Origin of the sequence: Microcoleus sp. F4-D5, assembly GCF_036704885.1 — a bacterium.
Classification (GTDB): domain Bacteria; phylum Cyanobacteriota; class Cyanobacteriia; order Cyanobacteriales; family Microcoleaceae; genus Microcoleus.
In genome coordinates this window covers 1-26,261 of record NZ_JAUBSX010000008.1, presented here as the reverse complement: position 1 = coordinate 26,261, position 26,261 = coordinate 1, and the positions used below count along the sequence as shown (strand labels likewise).

The following is a 26,261-nucleotide window of genomic DNA, read 5'->3' as shown; positions in this document are numbered from 1 at the left end:
CCGGGTTTGAGGTACCAAAATCTTTCGTTAAGTGCGATCGATCGCACTTAAAAAACCTGTTTTCTTTGGTATCAGCGCCTAACTTCAGATTTAATTAGGTGCAGGTGATTATCACACACATTCGCCCTTGTCAATCTTTGTGAAGATTTAGTTAAAAATCACCCCAAACGCATAAATTCAAGTGTTTGTAGCTGATAATTTTAATAGAGTTACAATATTAAGCATTTTAGAAGCTTTTAGTAAAAACAAAAAGCAGCAATGACGGAAATAAACTGGCTCAAGCACGTCCAAGAACCTAAATACTGGCTGTTAGGCATCGCCTCCGGTTTGATCGCCCTACACCTAACTCTGACTTCCCGAACAAACGACACTGACTTGTTCGGTACAATGTTACTGTTTTGGGGAGTCGTAGCATTTCTCATTTGGGAAAGGCACGAATCCTTAACTTTTGAAAGCGGAGTTTTCGCCAGCTTCTTTGGGACATCGTTAATTGCTTTAATATTGATCAAAAGTTCATCGATCTCGGGATACGACTTTTTTATCAGAGCAACGCCTTTTTTGTCTGGAATCAGCCTAGCATTGCTGGCTTCTGGAACAAAAGGACTGAAACAATATTGGCAGGAACTTCTAATTCTTGCTTATACAGCTATTCCTCCCGGATTGATCGGAGTATTCGTTGATGTCGCCCTATTAACAGCAAAATTTTCAGCATTCATTTTGCACTATCTAGGATTTGAAGTTGTGCGGAAAGGGGTTTTGCTAATCCTGGAAAATGGCAGCGTGGAAGTGTATCACGGCTGTTCGGGGGTGAATGCGATGCTACAATTGTTAGGAATGGCTCTGGTTTTCTTGCTGATGTTTCCTACAACTACGGGGCAGAAAATTGTAGTGCCACTCGTGGCAATAATTATTGCATTTGTAGTGAATGCTGCGCGAGTTGCTCTCATGGCAGTGCTGGTATCGCTATCTCAATCCCAAGCATTTAAATACTGGCACGAAGGAAATGGTTCAGTAATCTTTTCGATGATTGCTGTATCTATTTTCGGGTTATTCTGCTGGTTTGCCATCTTGCAAGACAAACCGCAAAATAAGGAAAAACAGAATTGCTAATGGCTATTACCTATTGGAAACCAGTTAGAATTTCCCTGTTGGCTATTACTTTGGGAGGGGTTTTGTTGGTTGCCGGAAAATTGTTTTTTTATCCATCGACTAGCAATAATATTGTTACCCCGTTTGAGTTGCCCGAGTCGGTGCCTCTAGCCGATTGGAAACTAAACAAGAGCGCTCCTCTGGAAATTAGCGACAGTTCAGGATTAAAAGCTGCCAGGAAATATGAATATCAAAAAAATAGCATGGCTCTAGAAATAGAGATGCGCTATGCGGTAGACACCATAGGAGATGTCGAAGGTATGATGAAAGGACATACTATTCTCAAGTCATCTCCTGGTAAACTAGCATTAGCAAGCACTCAAGGCGCAGGGTTTCACGGAATTTTGCAACAGCAAAATCGACTGTATTTGAGTTCGTGTATTAATCCTCGCGGCCCTGCTACAGTAACTTCCCAACAGTTTAGATACAATCGAAATACTCGCGATTGGGAGCCGAACCGCATTCTGTTTTGGCTGTTGGGTAGGGGAAATATTCAAGACCGGCGCTGTTTGTGGACTCAGATGTCTGTGCCTTTGGATAAAACAACTCCAGAAAATGCCCAAAAAATTCTAGAGAATGCTTGGGTTTCTTGGTATGGGTGGTGGCAGCCGCGATTTCCAGAACCTTAAGTCGAGCCAGTCGATTTGAGATTTGAGATTTGAGATTTACTCCACAGGTGAATCTGGAAGCTTGAACAAGAGTCTAAAATGTTTGACTCTCCACGGCTGTTGTCGGAAAGCAAGTATCCGTTTTTGGGCGGGGTCAAGAGAGAGTTTTCTTAACAACAATTCTGATTATTTTATGAATGACGTACAAGGCGAGCAAGGTTTTTCTATCTACAGGCTGCGTTGGATTGGCTACGGTCTATTAATTCTGTCTTTATTAGATACGATTGCAGTTCTCATACCAGCAAATTTTGGCAATCGCGTCTGGGAATTGCAGACAATTGGGGCTGTAGTGGAACGGGTGCCAGTTCCTTTACTGGCAATGGCCCTGATATTTTTTGGAGAAGGGTACGACCGCAGACGTTTGGAAGACGTTTTTTTGAAGGTTTTGTCTTGGGTCTGTCTGCTGCTGGCCCTGGTTTTTCTGTTAATGCTACCTTTGGGAATTTTTGGCGCTATCCACGTCAACAACCAAAATAACCAGCAAATTACTAATCAAGCAAACCAACAATTAGCTCAGTTGCAGCAGGTGGAAGAACGGCTGAATAAGGGTACTCCTGAAGATTTAAGGAATTTGGCGGGGGAACTTACCCGTTTGGGGGTACAAACGGATACGCAAAACCCGCAGCAATTGAAAGAGCAAATTCTTTCGAGAATTACTCCGGCTAAGGAACGGTTGCAGACGCAAAGCGCTGCGGTTCAGTCAAGCCAGCGCTTGGGGTTATTTAAAAATGCTGTTAAGTGGCTGCTGGGCGCGCTGATTTCTAGTGTTTTGTTTTTTACGATGTGGCGCGGTACTGACTGGGCTCGTTAGTAGTTTTGAGTTTTGAGTTGCGAGTTTTGAGCTAGTAAGGTGCGCCTAGCGCACCCGAAGAGTCTTGTTGAGCAATACTTCGGACAGTTTTTAAGCAGCGAGAGTACCATAGGATACAACTGATGGAAGGTTAGGGTGATTTAAAATTAAATTATGGTCTAAATCTAACTTATCAATAAAGGTGTAAAGTATATGCAAGTTTGTATTCACGGCGTTTATAAGAGGTCAGGGAAAACACGAATGGAGCGGGAGATGAATGACGATTATAAGCTTCATATTTGGCTAAATTTAAAGCAATTAGACTGGCATTAAAATGAAAATTAAGGCTTTGACCACTACGGGATTGACAATCGGATCAACCCGTAAATTGTTTGGCATCACGAAAAATCAACTCAATCTGAAAACGAGCCTGATAATACTCAAGTATTTGCTCACCTGTTAGAGCGATATCAGTGCTGAATAATCAAAGATTTTTAATTTTACCATTGGGTTCAACTCTGAAAGACAAGCTCAACGTATTTGATATTTTAAACAAACACTCCATACTACTAATGAATAAAGCTTAACCCGGCTTGATTTATTTAATAAAGATTAAATTTTTCCAGTTGTTACAGTCTACTTTTCCGTCATATTTACGAGGGGCGCCTATTTTATTTCTTTCACCTGTATAGAGGTAATTCAAGTTGGCATCAGACCGTAATTTACTAATCAAATTTCAATCTGAATCCCGTACAGCCTCCCAGAACTTAGCGCGACAATAATAACCGTCAGCTACCAAGTAACGTACAGATTCTGGCAATAAAAAACAGTTTTTTTTTAATGTTGAGCATAGTCGTCAACTCTTGTTATCTCAAGGGTTTAGCTTCGAGAAGCCTTTTTTTTAGTCGGTTTTTTTGAGTTTTTTTGAGCTTGAGCAGTGAGGGAATTTTTCGGTAGTTCTGTGGGAAGACGCCAGGGCGTTTGTTGTACGCTCACACTATAAGACAAATGAGTTTCAACTTCTTCGACCAGAGAAATTACAGAAATTTCTAATCCTGCTTCTGGTCTGCCAGCTACACCATTATAAAAGCTAGCTTTTCCTTCAGTTTTTTTGCAACTTTTTTTAATAAATGAACAAGCGATTACAGCAATAATGGTTCGCTCAGAATTCAAGGCTTTCTTGATAAAGTATTGATGAAATTATGCGAAATCAAAATTTTTCAAAAAATGACGACGATAAGTTTTTTCACTCAAGGAACTGTAACGGCTCAGATTGGTAAAGTTCACCTTGCCATAAACAAGCAATATGGTGGAAAAGAAAGTCACCATAAACTTTTTTTGGGATTGACTCATCCCTGACATTTGTTGTAAGATAGATTCTCGAATATTCATCAGACATTTTTTTAAGTTCGTGTGTTTTTTGAGCTTAACGTAAAAAGTGCCTTTTTTTTGGGATTTTCGGTTAAAATCCCAGGGACTTTTTAGCTCTGCTCGGGGAGCGTCCCTGTTCCAAAACAGTCCGAAGTATTGATTTAAAGAGGAGCATACAAAAGGATTATTTCGTTCCTACTATCCATTGATTAAATCCGTTAGGGTTTGTATTTCCGGCCGGGTTCTAGGTGGTGCGCTATCTCGGTAGTAGAATGCTGATAGTCCTTACCCTTGTCAGATATTCCTGACCCAGAAGTTCAGATTTCTCTGAGAGAGCTTATATCCTCTGGAACTAAGTTACGACGGTTATGTTGACAATTTGTTAGCTTGCGCTTCTACCCCACGACTTCATTACTTTCGTAATGATTCGGTTATAGGATTTTTGCTTGCGGTGTCGGTATTCGGCTATCCCGATTGCCCGCTTTCACCCCCGCTTTACACCAAGGTTGTCAATCTTCATGTAGGGAAACGAGTTTTTATTTCTGGTTCTTTGTGTGCTTTCAATCACGCACCATGATGTCAGGACTTGATTTGTTTTGGATTTTGGTTATGATGTTGGTTGCACCTTCATTTTTCCCATTTTCCCTTAGTTTTCTTAGCTGGATGATCGACTAGGTTTTCTCACCTGCATGGATAGTAAGTTGTCGGCGATGGGGGATTAAAGTGCGAACTTTAAACCTAATAGGTTTACCCCATCGCTGCTAGCCATCCCCCTTTTCAGGTTTCGGCTAAACGAATCGCACCTGCTATCTAAGTTTACCTTCAGTTTGGGACGCTCAAAACTCTCTTAACTTATGTCAGAAATCTTTCCATCCCTGGGCAGCAAACCGAAAAATCGCTGGAATGACAGTTTTACAGACAGACTGTGGATGCTGGCTTTTTTGTTGGCTGCAGTGCTGATTTTCGGGCTGAATCTGGGTGGCGTGGCTTTGCGGGATTGGGATGAAGGCATTGCAGCGCAGGTAAGCCGCGAAATTTGGCGCGGCAACTTAAATTGGCTGTATCCGACGATCGGCTCAATGCCTTATTTGAACAAGCCACCGCTGGTACACTGGCTGATGGGGCTGTGTTTTGCCGCCGGTGGTGTCAGCGAATTGACCGCGAGGTTGGTACCGGCGATGCTGACAGCCGCTTCAGTGCCCCTGCTTTACGCGATTGGGAGGGAGTTGTTTCCGCAGCGTTCGAGCTCGATTTTTTCGGCCCTCGTCTATCTGACGCTGCTACCGATAGTGCGGCACGGACGTTTGGCGATGTTGGACGGGGCAGTTTTGTTTTTTTTGCTCGCTGCAGTGTGGTGTTTGCTGCGATCGCGCCGCGACTTGCGCTACGCTTTGGGGGCAGGGATTGGGTTCGGACTCATTTGCCTGACGAAAGGCGTCATGTTGGGGCTGCTGCTGGGGGCGATCGGCTTTTTGTTCCTGGTTTGGGATACACCGCGACTCCTCACTTCTGGGTATCTTTGGGGCGGATTGGCGATCGGAACTTTCCCCGTAGCTGCTTGGTATTTTGCCCAGTGGCTGCATTACGGCCAAGATTTTATCAGCGCTAATTTAGTCAGCCAATCTTTCAGTCGCATTTGGGAACCTGTGGGCAATCACAAAGGCCCGCCCTGGTATTATCTTTTAGAAATTTTAGAATCAGCTTGGCCGTGGCAGTTATTTTATCTGCAAGGGCTGTATTTTAGTTGGGAAAATCGCAATTTTCCCTGGTCAAAATTAGTGTTGGTTTGGACAGGAGTATATCTGCTGGCTATTTCTGTGATGAATACTAAATTGCCTTGGTATGTTTTGCCAGTTTATCCAGCTTTTGCTCTAGCCGTTGGCAGTTATCTCGCTGAAGTTTGGGAGCAACTGTCGGTGCCACCTGAGCCGGTCAAAGATGAAGTCGAAGAACATTTTGATGCTATTTCTTTTTTGCCTCATCCCGCGATTTTAGCAATACTGGCTGTAGTTGCTGTCGCCGGTTTCCTGTATTTCGGGTCAGGATTGCCACTGGGAGGGCGCAATTTATCGCCCGAGCGAGATTTGCAGTTAATGCTGATGTTTGTAGCTTTGACAATGACAATGGCTGCCGTCTTGCTGCACCGCAAAGACCGGCAGTTTATATTAGTTTTAATTTGGGGAACTTACTTGACGCTGTTGGTATTGGTCGCTTCGGATAACTGGGTTTGGGAACTGGCAGAGGATTATCCAGTTAAGCCGATCGCCGAAATTGTCCGCACAGGAACTCCGGCCGGTCAGGAGGTTTTTACCTCTCACCGTTTACCGCGTCCTTCGCTAAATTTCTACAGCAACCGCCAAGTTATTGTCGCCGACGCGCCGACACTCAAACAGAAATGGCAAACTCTTCCTCAACCTTATTTTCTGTTAGAAAAACCAGTTCTCAAACATTTAGGTTTGCAGAATGCTGAGATTGTGAAAACAGCAGACGATTGGGTTTTGGTAACTAAAAAGTAAGTTGGCTAGCCAGAAACCTGGTTTTTCCTACCATACTAATTACCGACCAAAATACAAAAAAAAACTCAGTTTATTAGATTTTCTGCGAGCCAGAAACCGGGGTTTTTCCGACCATCCTCATTACCGATCCAAACACCCCAAAAAAACCGATTTTTTTGATTTTGATGCGTCCAGGACTCAATATTTAACCGGAACTTCCCTCGCGTGCGGGGGAAGTTCCGTCTAAAAACAACCATCTCAAAAACCAGCCACCGCCCACGAAGAATAGTTAGTTAAGGAATGAGAATTAAATAACTTACAATGCCTGATAGTTCTTGTGGGATGGGCGTCCCGCCCGTCCGGAAAGGGCGGGCTATAAGAGCCCACCCCACTTTCCTTGTGTAAATTATTTAATTCGCGATCCTAAGCTGTTGGGCATCTAGATTCTATTTTTTCGCGGGCGGGACACCCCACAAGAATTTCAGCAAAATTGACTGTAAAATTTTGATGCGCCTGGGCCGATCGCTGGTTAATTATTCTGTCCTTGTTTCGCTGTACAGGCGTTCTATTTTCAACGCCGTTTCGACTCTTTGATACTCCGCCTCAACCTGCTCTAAAAGCGCGCAAGCTGGAGTTGATAAAGGCTTGTTCGCCTCTGTTCCGATGCGCCCCATGATTTCGAGTTTCTCGCACAGCTCAAACAAGCGAAAAGCACCGAGAGTACCGCTAATTGACTTCAAAGAGTGTGCCGATCGCCGCAAAGCCAGCGGATCGGCGTTGCCCAGGGCCATAGAGATGCCTCGCAGCAGTTCGGGAGCTGTTTCGAGGTAAATCTCGATCGCGTCGTCCAAAGCTTCCACTTCTCGCAGTCCCTCTATAATCTTGGCACTCAGGGAATCGCGGCTATCTGACAAAGCCCGATCGAGATTTGATTCACCGCACCCCACGACTGCGTGCGATTTGGGAATTGTCAGTTGTTGATTTTCCGAAACAGCCCCTTTCGATCCCACTTCTAATTCACTCGTTCCTCCTATCTGTTCTGCTTGCGCGTTCAAACAAAAAATCGACTGCGCGCGATCGAACTCCCCATTTGAGCGAGATTTACACGCGCTCAAAGCTCGAACCAACTCCTCAATTTCGATCGGCTTGCTCAAATAATCGTCCATCCCCGCAGCCATGCACTCTTCGCGATCGCCCTGCATCGCATTTGCCGTCATCGCCACAATCCAAGGCCTCGTCGATTTTCGATTTTCGATTTTCGATTTTCGATTGTTAGATTCCTCGGGAGTCAATTTTTGATTTTTGATTCGATTATTAGATTGCTCATCTGTTGCGGAAACTTCTGATTCTCCCGCGGGATTGTTTGTCGAGTTTAGATTACTAGATTCCTGTTCTGTTGCGGAAACTTCTGATTCTCCCCTGGGATTTTCTAAGGTGAAATCTCCTGAAAATTGCTCGCGGATGCGGCGGGTAGTTTCCAAACCGTCCATTTCCGGCATTTGCACGTCCATCAGCACCACATCGTAAGGCTGGCGGCGCAAAGCTTGGAGCACTTCGATACCGTTTCCCGCAACATCCGCGCGATACCCCATCCGCTGCAAAATTTGCAAAGCAACCTTCTGATTCACCAAATGATCGTCAGCCAAAAGAATCCGCAGGGGTAACTTCTCGGCCAGCACAGGTATGCTTTGCAAAAAAGGCCCGCTGCTGCGCTGCACTCTAATTTCACTTGGCTGTTCCCCAAAAATATTGATTAAAACATTGTAAAGCTGAGATTGTTTAATCGGCGTGTTCAAAAAAGCAGCAAAATCCACCTCAATCCCAGGGGTGTTAATTTCTTGCCTGCCGATCGAAGTTAGCATGACTAACGGCAACTTTTCGCAATTAGGATACTGGCGAATTTGTGCAGCTAAAGCCAACCCGTCCATTTCCGGCATTTGCATATCCAAAACTACCAAGTCAAACTCCTCTTTAGCAGCTAGCCAATCTAAAGCCAAACGAGCCGAAGCTGAAGCCCTAGCCACCATTCCCCAAGACTGAGCTTGGAGAGTCAGAATTTGGCGGTTAGTAGCATTGTCATCGACAATCAAGACTCGCTTGCCAGCTAATTCAGGTTGAGAATTGCTCAAGTTAACGGGCAAGGAACTGTTGCAGCCAGAAACGATCGTGCTGAAATAAAAAGTAGAGCCAACGGATGTGAGATTTTGGCCGATCGGCTTGTTGCTGAGTACAGATTTGGCAGAGCAATATTTTTCGGCAATTTCGCAAGATTCTCCCCATTCCACATCAAAAACTGTCGCTATAAAATCTGCGGGAGGATTGCCCGCCAGACTACCCATACTTTCCACCCACATCCTGCCGCCCATCATTTCGGCCAAATGCTTGCTAATTGCCAAACCCAATCCGGTACCGCCGTAGTGCCGACTCGTTGAAGAATCTACCTGGCTGAAAGATTTAAACAGCCGATCCATACGATCGCTTGGAATGCCGATACCGGTATCTTTGACCGCAAATTGTATTTCGTATGATTGGTTAATTGCTAGTGGTTCGCCATTAATTGCTGGCGGTTCTTTAGCGTTGGCCGCCGACAGTGAAATTTTTTTTGCCGTCACTGAAACCACCACTTCTCCAGCTTCGGTAAATTTAACAGCATTGCTGAGCAAGTTGATTAAAATTTGCCTCAAGCGGGTGCTGTCGCCGATCGCAGTTACGGGTACGGAACGATCGATCAAGTAACCCAATTCCAGTTTTTTTTCTGCCGCCTTGGCAGCTACCAAATCGAGGGATTCCTCAATGCAAGTGCGGATGTCAAACGGATGTTCCTCCAAGTCCAATTTGCCCGACTCAATTTTCGAGAAATCTAGAATATCGTTGATCAGTGTCAGCAAAGCATCGCCGCTGCTGCGGATAGTTTCTACAAAATCGCGCTGTTCGCGAGTTAAGCAGGTATCCAGCAGCAAACCCGTCATGCCGATGACTCCATTCATCGGAGTGCGAATTTCGTGGCTCATGGTGGCTAAAAATTCGCTTTTGGCTCTGGTAGCCGCCAGTGCTTGATCCCGAGCTTTTGCCAAATCAACGCCTGTTTGCTGGCGTTCGAGTTCGCTTCCCACCCATTGAGCCATGAGTTTTACCAACTCTCTATCTACAAATCGGAACGGTTCTGCCAAAGGAGTTGGAGAAAAGAAGCACAGAGTCCCGTAAACTTCACCTGCCACTGTGACGGGAATTCCCATGTAAGCTTCGATCTTGAAGGCTGGATCGTCCGTGTTGAAGGATAAACCCGAAAACCTCACCGACTCAAAGTAGATCGGTTCTTTTGCCATTGCCGTAGCTACGCAAAAGGTTTTTTCCAAATCGTAGATTTGTTCTTTCACGATCGACCCATCGGGACACTCAACAGCCATTATTTGATAGTTGTCCCCTTGAATGCGCGACAAAATTCCCACGGACAGGCTTAACTGCCGGCATCCCATTGCCAGCAGTTCTTGGAGGCGCAAATCAAAGGTAGAGAGGCGGTTGAACGGGTCTGTAAGGGGAGCCGAAGTCACTTGGTACAAAGCTTTAATTGCAGCTTCGCTTTCTCGCAGTTCTTGTTCTGTTTGCTTGCGCGCGCTGATGTCGCGGGAAATGCCGATAATTTCTTGCACTTCGCCGGTTTCGGGATCGCGGATCGTGCGGCCGGTGGTTTCAAACCAAATGTATTTGCCGTCTTTGCGGCGGATGCGGTAGCTGACGGTGTAAGTAACTGGCAGCGCCAGGACTTTCCAGTGAGCTTTGGCGATGGTTTCTAAATCGTCGGGGTGAAAATAATCGTTGGGAACGTGGCCGATTAGTTCAGAAGGTTCGTATCCCAGCAAAGCGCGGCTGGCTGGCGATACGTAAACAAACACGCCCTGGGGGTTGTGTCTGGTGATCATGTCGGTTGAGTTTTCGGCCATCAACCGATAGCGGTCTTCGCTATCTAAGCGTTCGACTTGAGAATTGCTTAATGCTTCTAGCATTCGGTTGATGGTGTCTGCCAAGCTTGCGAGTTCATCTGCTCCAGCTATATGAACCCGCAAGTCTGGGTCACCGTTGGCTGCGATGTTGCTGACGCTGGTGCTTAAGCAAGCCAATCTCGCCAAGACTAATTTTTCTAGCAACAGCAGGGCGATCGCGCTAAATATTAAACCTACTGCCAGTATTGATAAGGTAAACAGCTCCAAGGTAGCCTGACCTTGGCGGTAGATGATGCGGTCTGCCTCTACTCGCAGCAGCAGTGCTAGTTTGCCGTGGATGTCGCGAATCAGGGCGTATCCTGCGACTAAGCTCTCGCTGAGCGGCTCGACTAAAATTTCTACTGATTTGAGGTTGGAAATTTTGAGTTTGACATTTTCCAACTCCTGCCTCGATCGAGCCATGGACTTGGCACCGTGGCCGGAGTAGTTCGCGGAGCCGACTTTAAAATCCAAACTCGGCAATCTAAAATCCACTGACAGGTGAGTTAGTTCTGAAAGCAAAATGATTTCGCTGCTGTCGAGGTAGCGTCCCAGGATCAGTGTCCCGCGCGGCGGGCCTTGGGCGTTGCTGTTAAAAATGGGCTTTGAGGCAATCAGCAGCGTGGCTTCTGGCAGGGTGAGGACGCCTGTTTTGGCAGAGAGGCGATCGCCTCCTGTTGAGGAGTCTCGCAGCGCGTCTGTCAAGTGCTGTTTTAAGCTTTCGGGAATCGGGAGTTCGGTTTGGGATTTCAGGTCGAAACCTTTGCTGAAGATCGTCTGACCGTTGGAGTCGAGCAGTACCAATAAGTTTAGTCTCAAGTAAATAAATGTCGAATCGACGAAATTTGACTTGACAAAATTTTCGTTCCGTGTATTGACGAAAGAGTAAGTATCGTCCCACTCGGCGTAATCTTGGGCGCTGGTGTCTAAATTCGACAAATCGTCATCTAATGCGTCCAAAGCCCGCGCGACATCCTGGCGGACGTACTGTGCCTCGAGGTTGTGAAAATCGTGCAGCAAAATGGTTGATGCAGTGGCATAGAGAACCAGAATCAGGCTGATCAGTGCTGCACCGATGATTAATAGTGTTTTTTTTCGGAGTTGCATGGCGTCGCCCTCCTCACGGTGCTACTAGGCAACTAGCCAGGGGAGGTTTGAGACGTAGGTTGTTTAGCATTGGCGATCGCAGGGCCTGCGTGTTTTGAATGTTGTGGGCTGAGTTGGAAAAACCCTTGGTATTTCCAAGGTATCGCGTATGTCGCCCCCCACAGTCAGTATAGTATTTTCACACCTTTAGCTAGGCAGACCAGAACCCCCACACCGTACTCTTAGTTCGGGCGTGGAGGAAAGTCGAGCCAGATCCTCCTGAGTATTCTTGGGCGTAGTTCGCACTCCTGGAAAGGAAGGACGACGAAACAAGCGCACCCGGCAGATTCCTCGCTAAGGAAATCCGATCTAGTACAAATGGTTGTTGACCCGCCCGAGCGATCGGACAGACAGGCTCATGTAGGGATGATACGCTTACCTGGCGAAAGAACAGATCTCGGGGAAGGAATATCTCTAGCTGGTCGGCTATTGCCGTAAATCCAAGAGATTTGGTACGTAAACAACTGAAACTCCTTGGGAAGCAGGGAGTCTGTCCGATCGCGTGTTTCGGCACTGTGGGAGTGAGGGAACGAACTGTCAAACCTCCGGACGCTTTGTAAGACCGCGATCGTACTCGGTACGAACTGCATCGGAAGTCCCGCTTTCTGGCAACGGTGGATGAAACGGGAAGCCCAGGCTGTACCGCGAGAGCGGGAGCGTGTGGGTACTTCACTTACCTATTATGCACAACCTATTACCTACCATTTACGATCTGACGATCGGCATTTTCAAAAGAAACGGGCGATCGAACTCAAAACAGTTAGCGTTTGATAGGGCCTGTGCGCCGGCTGCAGGCAGTTGGCAGAACTTGGTGCTGGGTTGAGAACCCTAACTATTACTATAGCTGCAAAATATTGGGTCGAGAGCGGACTGGCGCGTTTAGTTTGGCGCGCAAAAACGTTCTAAGTCCAAAAGCTATTTTGTCGAGTGTAAATAATATCGTTTCCAGTTGCATCGGTAATGATACCGAGAACACCGCGAGATCGAGATTGTCCCTAACCCGATTAATTGTAGGGACACCCGGCACGGCGCGGTGTCTTGACTGTGGGTAATATTAATTCCGATGCTACCGGAGTTGATATCATATCTAATTCTGTAAAACAACGGCGATCGGGTTTGTATTGAAGACAAAATTCCTCAAGATTCCTGGACGCAAAAACCCGGTCTCTGCACGTAATTCGGTCATATAGGCTCGATCGCGACAGCGATAAACCGTTTTTTTTTTGAAGCGTGCGTCCTGGACTGCCTTTGCTATTTTGGATGAATAAAAACGGCTAATTAAGGTGTAAAAATTCATAGGTTTTACTATCTTCAAAAAAACGCTAATAGCGTTTTTACTAATAACATTAAGTGCTGCAAATAAATTAAATAAACCCGCTTCCACCCAGGATAAAATCTTTTACTAAAAATAATGCCTGATGTCAGTATAAACTCACATCAGGCACTATCTGCAATCCGATCGCAACTTGAGTCTTGTTTACCGGATGACGGCTAAAGCACCGGCGCCTGCTGCAGCTGCAGCCGAGGAAAGAGCGGTGAAAAACAGCCACCAAGAGGCAACTTCTGCTGCTTTTCGGGTTTCTTCGGCTTGTTTTTCGGCTTGTAATTTGATGCTTTCGAGGCGAAGCTGCGCTTCTTGCTGCAAGCGTTCTGCTCTTTGCAAGACGCTGTTGCGGCTTCTCTCAATTTGGTCGATCAAGCGGTTGGCATCTGCTTCGGAAATGTCCTCGCGGGAACTAATTAGTGCTACTAAAGTATCGCGGTTGAACTGACCCAGCCGATCGCGCAAAGCGTCAAATCCGGCTTGCGGGTCGTCAAATAACTTCCGCACGTCCCGCGTAATGCCTTCGTAATTTAGTTCTGGGCGATCGAGCGAATTGAGGTAATCCCGAATTTTTCCGAGAATCCCGTCAATTACCGACTGAATGCGCTCCTGTATTTTCTGAATTTGCAGTGCGAACTCGTCGCGCACCGACAAAATTCCATCGACAATGCGATTGGCTTCTGCTTCAGAAATATCAGGCCGCTGAGACAGCAGAGAAACAACTGTAGCTCGATCGATGTGCGACAGGCGCTCGCCCAAACTGTAAGCGCCGACTTTCGGGTCGTGTAGCAGCAGTTGCAAGTCGCGCTTGATGGCTTCGGGATTTAATTCATCCTTGCCCGTATTGCGCAAATAATCTTCTAAAACACTCTGAAAATCCTGTACTTGGCTTTGCATCCGCTTTGCCAAACGGCGCGGCGCTTTTGCAATCGAGCCGAGAGTTTCCTGCACTTGGTCGATAATTTGATTGACTTGTTCCTCGCTCAAATCTTTTCTCTGAGAAAGCAGTTTTACCAAAGTATCGCGATCGACTTGAGACAGGCGGCCGCGCAGCGCTAAAGCTCCTTCTTTAGGATTTTCCAGCAGTTTTGTCAAATCCCGCTTAATCCCTTCAGGATTGAGTTCTGATTTGCCAGTATTGCGAAGGTAATCTGCAAGGGCGGTTGTGGTTTGATCGTACTGATCCTTAGCTTTTTGGGCCAACTTTTGCGGCGCGTGCACCGCGCTGTGCCAAGTTTCTTCGGCGCTGTCGAGAAGCTGATTTACTTGGTCTTCGCTGAGGTCTTTCCGCTGAGATAGCAATTTTACCAAAGTTTCGCGATCGAACCTAGAAGCTCTAGCTCTCAGCGCCCACATTCCCGCTTCCGGATTGTCCAGCAGCGTTTTGAAATCGCGCTTGATGCCTTCGGGATTGAGTTCTTCTTTGCCCGTAGACTTCAAGTATTCTTGCACTCTTTGCCACTGGTTATCTAGTCGGACTTGCGCTGCTTCTTGCAGACCTTTAGCATCTGCTAAAACTACATCTCGCGTCCTTTCTAAATCTTTAACAATCTGTTCTACTTCTTGGAAGCCAAAGTTTTCACGACCTCTGAGAATTTGCACGAAACTGTCGCGGGTGTAAGGAGAAAGCCTCGCGCGCAACTGTTCGTAACTAGCGTCTGAATCCTCTAAGATTTTTTTGAAATCGCTCCCGATACCTGCTGCTGTAAGTTCTTCTTTCGGCGTCAGCTTCAGATAAGTTTCCACCCGCCACTGCAAATCGCGAGCTTTTTCTTGCTCTTCGGCAAAGATCGCGGTTTGTAAAACGCGCTGTCTAATTGCTTCTAATTCCTGGGAAATTTCTTTAATTTTGTCTTGGGTAAAAACGCCTCTACTAGCCAAGATTTCGGCAAAATTAGACTGTTTTAGTTTTTCTAATTCGCGGCGCACAGTTCCCGGATCGGCTGTAGGATCGTAGATAACATCCCGAAATTCGCGCTCGATCGCTTGCGGGTTCATCTGCCACGAATAAGTGTTAAGCAAGTAGTTTTCTACGTCGGCACGAATTGGGCTGTAAGTTTCTGGTTCGCCTTTGACTTGAGCGGTAATTTTATCAGCTTGCTGGCCAACTTTGTCTTTAGCTTCTTTGAGCTGACCGATTACTTTTTCAACATCTAAGTCAGAAATATCCGTGCGACCCAATACTATTCCCATTAAAGCATTGACTGCCATTGTCGTTGCTTGCGACATCATGGTCGGGCTTTGTCCGGAATTTTGCCCCCCCAGATTGCTGAGGGCTTTTTCTACCCTACTTGCCAATTTATCTGAGACCAAATCTCCCGATTTTGCAGATTTGAGATAGTCTACTAATTCGGCGATGCCGTCTGATTGCTGCCCTTGTTTTCCTACTTGTTTCCAAGCATCTTGAAGTTGGTCTACAATCCGGTTTACGTCGCGTTTTGATAAGTCCGATCGCGAACTTACTAAATCTACGAGAGTTTGCCGGTCGAGATTCGGCAAATTTTCGCCAGCAATTGCTTTGAGTTGGGGATCGTTGAGCAATTTTTCAAATTCGCTGCGCATCCCTTTGATGTCTAATTCAGGCGGTTTGAGGCTTTGGATGTAGTCTTCGACATTTTCGCGCAAGCTTGTAGGGTCGATCGCGCTACCGAGTTCGTGACCCACTGCTGCTGCTGCTGCTTTCGCTGTGGCGACTACTTGGTTGCTGGCTGCTTTTGCGCCCAGGGCCGAGGCTGCGGTGCCGACAATGGCTTGAACGCCTGATGTCGCGGTATTGACGACAGAACCGATCAAGGAACCGACGGTGGTGGAACTAACCCAGACGAGTAGTGAGAAATAGGTAGCCCACACGACTAAACCGACGATCGCCCCTAAACCGGGACTGCTAATCAAGCTTAGCTTAACTGCTAGCAAGCAAGCGAAGAATAGGGCGACGGTGACGGTGACTAGCGTCCAAGTGCCTACCTTTCGACCGATGTGGCGGACTGGGGGGCTGCCGCTATCCGACTGGCGGTCGCCGTCGTGGGATTGTCCTATGTAGGAAAGGCCCGCGGCTACTGATAAATTTGTTAGCAAGAGTTGGAAAGCGCAGGCGAGTACGACTCCAGCTATCAAGGCGATAAAAAATTGCGGCCCGGAGTAGAGGAGTGCTGTGTCTTCTACTACTGTGTTTGTAGTAGTCTGCTCTACTGGCACTTGGGCCAGCCAGAACCCGATGTTATACAGTTGTGGATTTATTGGCAAATTTTGATACATAGTATATGCCTCGTTAAGGGGTGGGTGCGCCCGATCGTGGGCGCGAGTTGACTAATTATATAGTTTTAGACTCATGCCCCCAATGGCAAGCATCACCTTATTGACGAGCTAAAGCATCCCCCTACAGTTGGAAGTGTAGAACTATGTCTGCGGCCGGCTATCAATTTAGGGATATTTGTGATATGTAAGTTGGCAGTTGTTAAGTTGTTAGTTGTGAGTGATCAGTAAAGCGCGCTGTGGCGCACCGGAGATTTATAGTAGTAATGGTAAGTCGGATAAAAATAATTGCCGAGGAAAATCTTTGGTCGATCGATATTAAGAGTCGGCACAGAAGCCCAGACAAATTGTTCGCAATTCATCAAGCAATTCCATAGCAAATTAGCCTTGAAGGAATTCGATAGTGCAGCGAGAAAGTCATGCAATTATTATTGGCGGCAGTTTAGCAGGACTGTTGGCCTCTAGAGTATTAGCAAAATACTTTGACCGAGTAAGTATTGTTGAACGAGATTTTTTTCCAGAAAAACCGGCACCTCGCCCCGGTATTCCTCAATCCCGTCACCTTCACATCCTGTTTAATCGGGGAAAAATCATCCTAGAAGATTTTTTTCCCGGCTTGGAAAACGAACTGGTAGCTGCTGGTGCTCCTAGTTTAGATCCGAGGTCGATCCGGTGGTTTAGTCCGGCGGGTTGGGCCCCGCAATTTAGCCCGGATCTAAATGATTTAATTATGTTCAGTCGGGATTTACTTGATTGGCACATTCGCCGCCGCTTGGCTGAAAATACGAACGTGCATTTCCTCGAAGGAGGGAAAGTAACGGGGTTGCTGGGGAATGCCTCGCGCGCGGAGATTGCTGGCGTATCGGTGCGTTTTCGCGATCGCCACAACCCTGGTAACATCCATGCAGAGAATTTGTACGCAGATTTAGTAGTCGATGCTGGTGGCAAAGTTTCCCAAACACCTCAATGGTTGAAAAGTTTGGGCTATGAACCTCCGCAAGAAACCGTTATCAATGCTTTTGTCGGCTATGCCAGCCGCATCTATAAATGCAGCGGTAAATTGTCAGACACAGCGCCAGTATTTGTATCACCAGGACCGCCGTTCCGCAGCCGTGGCGGTGCAATTTTCCCGATCGAAGGCAATCGCTGGCTGGTGGGTTTCGCCGGGGGCGATCGCGATTATCCTCCCACCGACGAAGCAGGTTTTCTAGAATTTGCCCGCACTCTGCCAACTCCAACAATTTATGATGGGATTAAAGATGCAGAAGCAATAACACCTATTTATAGTTATCGAGGTACAGAAAACCGTTTGCGCCACTACGATCGCCTCTCCCGCTATCCTGAAAATTTGGCAGTTATCGGTCATGCAGTTTGCGCTTTCAACCCAGTTTACGGCCAAGGAATGACCGTTGCTGCACTAGATGCTCAGATGCTAGATCGATGCCTGCAAAAGCAAAGAGAGCGGTATCCAGAAGGCGATTTAACAGGCTTTGGGCGACAATTTCAACAAAAACTAGCAAAATTACACACTGTTCCTTGGACGTTTGCCATCAGTCAGGACTCCCGGTATCCGGGAAGTGAAGGTGCAAAACTAAACCTTGCTACGCGGCTGACAATTGATTACATGGATCTGGTGTTAAAAGTGCTGGTCTCAGATGCTAAAGTTTGTCAAGCATTTTTGGAAGTTCTGCACATGATTGAGTCGCCGGCTGTACTTTTTTCTCCCAGTATTGCGGTTAAGGCGATCGGGCAATTAGTCACGCGAAGACATAAGGCAGAATTAATATAAATAGTTTATACAGAATTAGGTTATTTTTGCTAATTCTATTGGCTCACCGCCGATAAAGGGAGATAAACGCAGACGAATATAAATTAATCTGCGTTTATTTAAGCTAATATTATGTCCGCTCGAACCTGCATGATAAAAAGCTTAACTTGGGCGACTGACGTTTTCAGCTATTTGAGGTAATAAGATGGGTAAAATCAGATTTTATACCCCAATCGTCGATTTTTGAAATAAATTATTATTAGAGTTATTTCAAAAATTGTTTGTAGTCAGGAATTCGCCAAAAAAACTCAAAAAACTGTTTTTTTAACCCATATTCCTTGCATTTCACGCTATTTTGTTGTAAAAAAAATCGGTTTCTGCATCAATCTATATCTGTGCAATTCTCAATTTCCAGCCAAACAATCTAATTGTTCTTGCATTTGGGCGGTAACTAAATCGAAACAAGCATCGACATAATCGCGATCGCGCGCCGCCTCATCTCCGTACCTCTCGAATACAATCGGTTTGCAGACGCGAGTCCGAATTTGCACCGGTAAAGGCAGGTTAGGCAAAGGCCCAATACTCAGTCCCCAAGGCAATCCCAAGTACACCGGAAATACCACCGGATCGATGCCCAAAAACCAGGGCATTCCCCATTCGTGCAATTGCTTAACTTGTTCGTACAAATCCGCCAAAACTATCAGAGTATCGTGGGCACCGTGCGAGATAATTGGTAAAATTGGCACTTCTTCTCGCAATGCTAATTTAATAAATCCCTTGCGTCCGGCAAAGTAAATTTTATTGCGCAAGTGATAGGGGCGAAAAGTATCTTCTGCGCCGCCCGGATAGACGAGAACCGGGGCATTTTTTCGCAAAGCTGCGATCGCCATTTTCGGATGCGCCTTGATCGCACCACACTGAACCGCCATGCTAGCAATATCAGGAGAAACCTTCCAAACTGTCGGGTGCATCAATCCGTAGGCCAAGCGTTCCGTGCCGTACCTGTGGAACCATTCGTATAGGAACATAAACATATCTGGAGCCGCGAGCCCCCCGTTGTGAGAACCGACAACGAGCATTTTGCCGTTCGCGGGGACGTGGTGCCAGCCATCGGTTTGTACGCGAAAATAGTAGCGGTACAGCCATTCCCAGATGGGCAGCAAAAGTTTAATGAAGTCGGGATTGCGATCGTCCAAAGATAAACCGTCAAATGGATAGGTGGATGATTTACCGTCTTTTTGGTTAGTAGTTTTTGTCACTGCAAAATTATTTAAGGTTTTGGTCATTATATAGCAGAAGGAAGATGGAAGAACGAAGACCGAAGTTTCACTCAACCCTTTATATTCCCGCAATTAAGAACTTCATAAACGTCGGGCGAGGTTGCTATATCAATATAATTAAATCAGAATTTACGCCAATATGTGGTTTCTGAGTGCGTTCGCAGGCAGGTTTTGTTCGGAGGTTTTGTACTTGTTGTCTATTTTGTGCGCAAACCCGCCCACCAAATTATATGGTTTCGGAGATTGTGTGCGGGATGTCAATATATAATAGTTAACACACAACTAATGACTAATCACACTTTAGTAGAAAAGTCAATACCGTTTCATCAATTCCCTTGAGTTTGAGTGGCTTATATTTAATAATTCGATTTTCCTCCACATAATCTGCAACCGCCGCCGAAAGTAGCACAGTGTTTGGTTGCGCCACCTCTTGCAAGCGGGCGGCAATATTGACGCTCGGCCCGATCGCAGTATAATCCGATCTGTCGGGGCCGCCAAACATCCCCACCACCGCAGTACCCTGGTGAATGCCGCAGCGAAACCGCACCGGAAGCACTCCATTGTCCCCAACAATTCCCTGTTCCAACCAGCGCTTGTTAAGCTCCTTCAGAGCTTGCAGCATTTGCTCAGCAGCAGCTACAGCGCGGCGTACTTGCTCGTTAGGCGTTAGTTCCTCCGGCGCGCCAAAGAAAGCCATTACCGCATCTCCGACAAACTTGTCCACCGTACCGCCGCTGTCAAAAATAGCCTTAGTCATTGCCGCCAAATATTCATTCAAAAGCTCAGCTACCCGGCGCGAGCGCAGCGTATTTGCCATTTCCGTAAAACCGACAATATCGCTAAACAAAATAGTAATCAATCGCGGTTCCGGGCGCAAATCCAGCGCCAAATCTCCAGCCGCCGCGGCCTTCACCATCGACGGAGGCAAAAATCGGCGCAGCACCGACTCAGTTAAATAACTGTTCAACTGCTGCACTCGGCGCTCGTTTTGTTTGAGGGCGATCAAATTCCGCACTTCCGCCAACAATTCGCGATCGTTAAAAGGCTTGGACAAATAAGCGTCAGCACCCCGTTCTACTCCTTCAATTCGAGTATCTTCGTCGGCTTTAGCAGTCAGCAAAATTGCCGGAGTTCCCTGCAATTCCTCATCCTCTCTAATCATCCGAATCAAATCCAAACCCGAGAGCAAAGGCATCATCAAATCCGTTAAAATTAAATCCGGACGGCGGTTTTTTGCCACGGCAAATCCTTCTTCTCCGTTGCGGGCAAGCAAAACTGCAAAGCCGGAATCTCGCAGAATTCCCGACACGTAAAAGCGCAAATCAGGATTATCGTCAACCACCAAAACCGTACCCGCTGCTGTTTCTGAAGTTACCGATACTAGCGACTCAAAGTTATGATTTTCTGCCTCATTTTCCGACAAATCCGCCTCCACATCTGCCAGTTCCACCGCAGCTTTGGATGAATGAAACTCCGCAGGTATTTCTAGTACCTGTTCCGGGGGCAAGTGAGTCGAACCAAAGTGCAGCCACACGCTAAAAGTAGTACCTTCGCCGTAAACAGACTCGACGGAAATTTGGCCGCCGTGGAGTTCGACTAATTCTTTGACAAGTGCCAAACCCAAACCGCTGCCTTCGTAGGAACGGCTGGCAGAACCTTCGGCTTGGTGAAAGCGCTCGAACAAATAGGGAATTTGTTCGGTGCGAATGCCGATGCCGGTGTCTTTTACTTGCAACAAGCAGTGAGCGCCGGCCGATGCAACTGTCAGGGTAATATTTCCGCCTTCTGGGGTGAATTTGACAGCATTTGATAGCAGGTTGTAAATAACTTTGTCAAATCTTTCAATATCCAAATAAAGTAAAGGACATTCTTGCAGTTGGGTAATTAAGTGCAGTCCTTTTTTCTCGCAGTAGGCGCGGAACGACTCTGCGGTGGAGTAACAGAAACCGACCAAATCGCAGGGGCGAAAACTCGGCTGCATCCGTCCGGCATCGAGTCGCTGCAAGTCCAGCAGTTGATTTACCAAGCGCAGGAGGCGGCGGGAATTTCGCAAAGCGATTACGGCTTGTTCGTAGGGCAAGTCTTCTTTGCGCCCGCAAGCTGATTCTAGAGGGCCGATAGTTAGTGTGAGAGGGGTGCGGAATTCGTGGGAGATATTTTGGAAAAACTCGGTTTTGAGCCGATCGGCTTCCAGAAGCCGTTCTGCCTGCTGTCTGGTAGTCTGGTAGAGGCGCGACTGCTGCACGGCCAGAGCAGCTTGAGTTGCCACTATTTGAGCCAGGTCAATGTCTGAGAGGTTCCAGCGGCGGATGCTGTGATTTTGGCGCAGGGAAATGCTGCCGATGATTTTGCCTTCCGAGAGCAAGGGAACGACTAACAGGGCGCGGGCGGGCGATCGAACTTGCAGTTCTGTAACATTTAACTCGGGGTGTTCGTGGAGGTCTTCGATCGCCACCGGCTCTTTTGATACCATGACTTGCAGCAACACCGGATTGCCCCGAATCGGTACCAAAGACTGCGGTAAGGAAGGATGGGCAAACACCCAGCCGCGAGCGTTACCAGCAGCAATAGCAGAAGCCAGATCGGGGCTTGGAGGGTTCCCAACTACCTCTGCATGGTTAAAACCTGGTTCTACAGCCACGGTATCCCTAGCGGTGTCGTAGAGCCCCACGCACTGGACGTACTCATCATCTTCTGTCCACAGAGATAGGGCGCAGCCGTCAACTTGCAAAGCTTGGCCGAGCTGTTGAGTAATGGCTGCAAAAATATTTTGGGGGTCGAGGCTCGATCGAATGGCAGTAGTAATAGTATTGACTAATGCCTCGCGCTTTGCCAGCGCCCGCACCTTTTCGTAAGACCGGGCTTGAGAAAGCGCCAAAGCCGCTTGGTCGGCTACCGTAATTACCAACTGTACCTCGTGGTCTTGCCACTGGCGCGGTTCCTCGAACTGGTGCAGCGCCAAGACAGCCATCAGTTCGGTTTTGTAAAACAGCGGTACGATCAAGCTCGATCGAATATTCGCAGCTTGGTAAGCCTGTTGTCGCTGCTGATTGTCCCAGTTTAAAACTCGATCGTCAGTTTGGGCATCTTGAATCACCTCCACATCCCGAGTTTCCCAAACCAAATCCCGCAGCAAATCCGGGGACAGTTCGGCGGCTGCATCATCTTGGGGTCTGGCTTCAGCATCGCCCTTCTGGTAAACGAACCACTCATCGGCCACCTGACCGTCTTGGAACGGCCGCAGCAGACAGCAACTCACCTCAAACATCTGCCCGACGCTTTCCACAATTCTTTGCAGCATTTGCTGGTAATTGGGAGCCGATCGGATAGTATTTGTAACGGCATAAAGCAGCGATTCTTGCGAGAGAGCCCTGCGCAGTTCATTGGTGCGCGCTTTCAGGATATTGTGAGTATCAACAGCTTGACTGACAAGAGTTCTGAGTTCTTGAGCATCCCAAGGCTTGGTAACGTATTTGAATACTTTGCCAGCGTTAATAGCTTCAACTAAATCTTCAACATCGGTATAGCCAGTTAAAATAATTCGGATCACGTCGGGGTATTGAGCCGCCGTCAGGCTGAGAAACTCCGTACCGCTCATTTTTGGCATTCGCTGGTCGGAGATAATCACAGCAACTTCTCCCTGTTTTGCCAAAATTTCGAGGGCGGCGGGGCCAGATTCAGCTCTGAGCACTTTGTAGTCTCGATGGAAGGTGCGGTAAAGCAAATCGAGGTTATCCGGTTCGTCATCGACGATCAGAATTTTTAGCTTAGGATTTTCTTGGGAATTCATGCACCGTTCTCCTGTGCCCCAGGGCTGTTCGATTTAATAAGTCTGATGAAAGGAAGAATTCGCGGGTTTCAATTGCTGAAGTCACAATAATTCGTGATTTTGAAGTTGTTGTGAGGCAAGCCGAAGCAAGAATCAACCTTGATTTTTAATGTCTGGGCTTTCAATTCGGAATTCTTCTGAGCCACAGTTGTCTGTCGTGCACCCCAATTTTATTATTTAATGATATTCACATAAACTCGTCTTGCCGGAAATACCGTTGATCCCTCACCTCTATGCGTGAGAGGAAACGCGAATCCGGCACTTTTAATTGCCGTCGGGATATCTCATAATACATAGGAATAACCGTCCTGATTGTAAGTATATTTGCCAAATTTATGTGCTATTGTCGATCCTCTGCATGTTTTATTTGGTATGTTAAAACTGCCCGCAGCACCGTACAATAGACAGCCAACATCTTTGCCTGTATTTTTCCCCAGACGTGACAGCAACTTTAACAGTCAGCCAAGGATAGGGCTCCCGAGCCGGCGTCAAGCCCCTGACTGATATTCGGGGGTGGCTCAGAGACAACAGAGGCTGCGAGTGCGAGGGACGCAATTACTGTACCATTTGAGTTAGACTTGCTCTTTTTCCCCGAACGCGGCATTTTTTGTACCTCCTGCAGACCTTCGACAAGCCAATTACTGCGATCGAACACCGCAAGCCCGAGCCTCCATCTGTTAATCTTAGCTAGGGATGTACTCTGTGGAAACCGGTCAATCAGCTCGATCGAGGTTTTGAAGGTCTCGATAGCGCCCAGCACAGTATCGCAGCACAATATCGAGCCGACGCGGGAAAATCCCCGCAGACTTTTTGCAGGCATCCAAATTTAAATTGGACGCTGGGGAGAGTACCCCCTGGCGCAACAGGTAAGGCCGGTTCAATCGGGGACGGGGGATGGATTCCCCAGAACAGGTCGAAGGTGAGTTGCCTGGCCCGGGTCGGCGATGAACATCTGATGCGCCAGCGCGCCCGGTGTTCGTCTGACGAGTCGTTGAGTTTTTCAATTACCGCTTGACGGATAAATTATATTCGATCGGGTATTTCCGCAAGCACAGAGCGGTAAGATTCCCGGAACCTGACGTTCAAACCTTTTTGATTGTTTTTAATACCTTTCCCCCTACCCAGAAATCTAGTATTAGGAGATGGGTTTTTATTTGTCATAACTAGAGTCTTAAATGCTTAAAGGTTCCAACTTACATCAGATACTACTTAAAGTCAAGCACAAAAAAAAGTGATTTAATCCGGCTAATAAACTATGCCTATAAGTTACGTTATAAGATCGGTATAACATCAGTGAAGCTTCTAAGATGGGCAGCTTAGAAACCAACCTAGAAAAATTAATATAGTGGCCTGGCATTGTGAACCCTTCCTTTTTTTCCTCACCGTCTCACGAACAACAAACTCCCGGACTTTCTGGCTTTTCGATCCGGATGGCTGCGTCGAACGACTTGACGCAGCTAGCCGATATTTTGGCCATGAGCTTTCACTCCCGCGAGGGGTTTGTAGAATGGGTGTATCCGGTATTGCGTTTGGGAATTTACGAAGATTTAAAAAATCGACTGCGTTCTAAAGCTGAACATTACATTTGTCTGGTTGCTGAGCTAGTCTCGCGCGAGGAGGGAACGCAGAATTATCGATCGCACCGAACTCAGTGCATAACAGGAACAATAGAAATGGCTCTGCGTTCTCGCTTCCCTTGGCAAGTCCCGAGTTCTGACTATCCTTATTTGTCGAATTTAGCGGTTCACCCCGAGTACCGGCGGCAGGGAGTTGCTCAACAATTGCTCAGCAACTGCGAGCAGACAGCCATAGAATGGGGATTTTCTGAGATTTACCTCCACGTTCTGGAAAACAATCACGCGGCGCGACAGTTGTACTATCAGGCCGGCTATCGCTTGCAACAGGTCGATTGGAATTGGACTGGTTGGCTGTTGGGCCAGCCGCGCCGACTGTTTTTACGCAAGCAGATTTCGGTCTCCTAAGCTAAGTATTTGAAGTGATGGGAATTTGAGGATTGGGAGTTAGGAGGTATAAGGAAGAAGGAAAAAACAGCTATCCGTGTATCCGTGACTTGTAGAGCATGAATCAAGGAATTGGTAAGAGGGAATTGCGGCATAAAAGGAAGAAGTATTTAGCTATCTAGGAACTCAGAAAAAAATACCTATCCGTATATCCTTGAGTTCCGCATCTTGAATCAAGGGAATTGAGAATTGCAAATTGCGAATTGATAATGAGTTTTAATTTCCTATTAAGTCCGTCCGCTCGCAAAACCCTAAGAAAATAGGTTTTTAATAAAAACTTGAGCTGCCAAACATTGTGTACTTTCAGACACCTGAAAACCGCGATACAAAGTTATACCAGTTTCCCCAAGATATGCTACAGTGACTCTTCGAGTGTGAGGCTTGTTATTTGAAACAGTCACCGACTATCAGCCACCTTGATTCTTGACACTTAATTGGGGTCTGCTACCGAAGTAGTCTAAGAGGATGTTTGAAAAGTAGAGGCTGTTGTAAGAAAGCTCACAAGGCTTAAGCTGAAATTTGTAGAAACCAGCACCACGCTCACGCGAATGACGTGCAGCATATCCTAGCAATCTAACGAAAGGAACAGTGGGAGTTAATCGCCTACCAATTTCCCTCAGAAAAACCTGGTGGTCGTCCACGTACAATAGCTTTATTTAGCAACGCCATTCTCTATGTACTGATGCCTTGCGATGACCTGGCGAGGCTTGCCAGGCGATTTTCCGGGTTGGCCTACCGTTTGTGGTGATTTTTGGAGGTGGAGCAAAGATGGTACTTGGTTAAAGCTTCGCGACAACCTTTCCTTTACCAGCGGGTAAGAGTAGCTGCCGGACGGGAACCGAGTCCGTCACAAGCAGCCCCAAACATCGGAGACTTTTATCTACATAGCGATGATTCGGATCGCGGTCAGACGACTAGCATGATTTTTTACTCACTTCTAGTTTTCAAACATCCCCTTAGAGAAAAACCAGAGGCAAGTTTAGGATAGGTTTCAAGCGCCCTGGGGGGGTAACAACCCGCCTGAAACCCAGACGGAGTAAAGGTTTAGCCAATCCGCTGCTCAAAAAAGATAGGCAGCCGAATTGTTACACGCGCTTCCTATCCAAAAAATGTCGGGTAGGGCGGGAGTGTTACCACTCCTTTCCCCCCTCAGAACCGGACTTACAAGTTTCCAAGTATCCGGCTCAA

The 26,261-nt window shown here is 47.0% G+C and carries 15 protein-coding genes; 8 read left to right on the top strand and 7 right to left on the bottom strand.

Annotation, left to right across the window (positions count from 1 at the left end):
• Positions 1–258 precede the first annotated feature (258 nt).
• From crtA to hpsJ-A, 3 genes are all read left to right on the top strand, one after another.
• A complete protein-coding gene (gene crtA, locus QUA80_RS05830) occupies positions 259–1,110 on the top strand; it encodes a cyanoexosortase A (RefSeq protein WP_333422283.1) in 852 nt (283 codons plus the stop codon).
• Positions 1,110–1,778 carry a cyanoexosortase A system-associated protein gene (locus QUA80_RS05825; RefSeq protein ID WP_333422281.1) on the top strand — a complete coding sequence of 223 codons (669 nt, stop codon included), beginning with the start codon at positions 1,110–1,112 and terminating at the stop codon, positions 1,776–1,778. The genes crtA and QUA80_RS05825 overlap by 1 nt, the downstream gene beginning before the upstream one ends.
• A 172-nt stretch (positions 1,779–1,950) precedes the next feature.
• A complete protein-coding gene (gene hpsJ-A / locus QUA80_RS05820; protein WP_333422279.1) occupies positions 1,951–2,628 on the top strand; it encodes an HpsJ-like protein, cyanoexosortase A-associated in 678 nt (225 codons plus the stop codon).
• 858 nt (positions 2,629–3,486) lie between these two features.
• Here the strand turns inward: hpsJ-A and QUA80_RS05815 are convergent.
• A complete protein-coding gene (locus tag QUA80_RS05815; RefSeq protein WP_333422277.1) occupies positions 3,487–3,780 on the bottom strand; it encodes a hypothetical protein in 294 nt (97 codons plus the stop codon).
• Between the two features lie 54 nt (positions 3,781–3,834).
• Between QUA80_RS05815 and QUA80_RS05810 the strand changes: the two genes are divergently transcribed.
• Both QUA80_RS05810 and QUA80_RS05805 read left to right on the top strand, forming a co-directional pair.
• On the top strand, positions 3,835–3,966 hold the full coding sequence (locus tag QUA80_RS05810) for a hypothetical protein (RefSeq protein ID WP_333422275.1): 132 nt from the start codon (positions 3,835–3,837) through the stop codon (positions 3,964–3,966).
• A gap of 866 nt (positions 3,967–4,832) precedes the next feature.
• Positions 4,833–6,494, top strand: a complete 1,662-nt coding sequence (locus QUA80_RS05805) for a glycosyltransferase family 39 protein (RefSeq protein ID WP_333422273.1) — start codon at positions 4,833–4,835, stop codon at positions 6,492–6,494.
• Between the two features lie 512 nt (positions 6,495–7,006).
• On the opposite strand, the gene QUA80_RS05800 is transcribed toward QUA80_RS05805, so the two are convergent.
• On the bottom strand, positions 7,007–11,560 hold the full coding sequence (locus QUA80_RS05800) for a response regulator (RefSeq protein WP_333422271.1): 4,554 nt from the start codon (positions 11,558–11,560) through the stop codon (positions 7,007–7,009).
• Positions 11,561–12,217: 657 nt separating this feature from the next.
• Between QUA80_RS05800 and QUA80_RS05795 the strand changes: the two genes are divergently transcribed.
• Positions 12,218–12,370 carry a hypothetical protein gene (locus QUA80_RS05795; RefSeq protein WP_333422269.1) on the top strand — a complete coding sequence of 51 codons (153 nt, stop codon included), beginning with the start codon at positions 12,218–12,220 and terminating at the stop codon, positions 12,368–12,370.
• Positions 12,371–13,076: 706 nt separating this feature from the next.
• Here QUA80_RS05795 and QUA80_RS05790 read toward each other — a convergent pair.
• Both QUA80_RS05790 and QUA80_RS05785 read right to left on the bottom strand, forming a co-directional pair.
• Positions 13,077–16,178, bottom strand: a complete 3,102-nt coding sequence (locus QUA80_RS05790) for an MFS transporter (protein ID WP_333422267.1) — start codon at positions 16,176–16,178, stop codon at positions 13,077–13,079.
• 221 nt (positions 16,179–16,399) lie between these two features.
• Positions 16,400–16,537, bottom strand: coding sequence for a hypothetical protein (locus QUA80_RS05785; protein WP_333422265.1), 138 nt, complete (start codon positions 16,535–16,537; stop codon positions 16,400–16,402).
• Positions 16,538–16,578: 41 nt separating this feature from the next.
• Between QUA80_RS05785 and QUA80_RS05780 the strand changes: the two genes are divergently transcribed.
• The gene (locus QUA80_RS05780; protein ID WP_333422263.1) at positions 16,579–17,964 is read left to right on the top strand and encodes a 2-polyprenyl-6-methoxyphenol hydroxylase-like oxidoreductase; all 1,386 of its coding nucleotides are present in this window, start codon (positions 16,579–16,581) and stop codon (positions 17,962–17,964) included.
• Positions 17,965–18,347: 383 nt separating this feature from the next.
• Here QUA80_RS05780 and QUA80_RS05775 read toward each other — a convergent pair whose 3' ends face one another.
• The 3 genes from QUA80_RS05775 to QUA80_RS05765 form a co-directional block, all read right to left on the bottom strand.
• Positions 18,348–19,229: a lysophospholipid acyltransferase family protein gene (locus tag QUA80_RS05775; protein ID WP_333422261.1), complete on the bottom strand. Its 882-nt coding sequence runs from the start codon at positions 19,227–19,229 to the stop codon at positions 18,348–18,350.
• A gap of 283 nt (positions 19,230–19,512) precedes the next feature.
• Positions 19,513–23,013 carry a response regulator gene (locus QUA80_RS05770; RefSeq protein WP_333422259.1) on the bottom strand — a complete coding sequence of 1,167 codons (3,501 nt, stop codon included), beginning with the start codon at positions 23,011–23,013 and terminating at the stop codon, positions 19,513–19,515.
• A gap of 490 nt (positions 23,014–23,503) precedes the next feature.
• Complete coding sequence (locus QUA80_RS05765) at positions 23,504–23,872, bottom strand: hypothetical protein (protein ID WP_333422257.1); 369 nt, start codon at positions 23,870–23,872, stop codon at positions 23,504–23,506.
• A gap of 538 nt (positions 23,873–24,410) precedes the next feature.
• Here QUA80_RS05765 and QUA80_RS05760 point away from each other — a divergent pair.
• The gene (locus QUA80_RS05760) at positions 24,411–25,034 is read left to right on the top strand and encodes a GNAT family N-acetyltransferase (RefSeq protein ID WP_333422255.1); all 624 of its coding nucleotides are present in this window, start codon (positions 24,411–24,413) and stop codon (positions 25,032–25,034) included.
• The last annotated feature ends 1,227 nt before the right edge of the window (positions 25,035–26,261 follow it).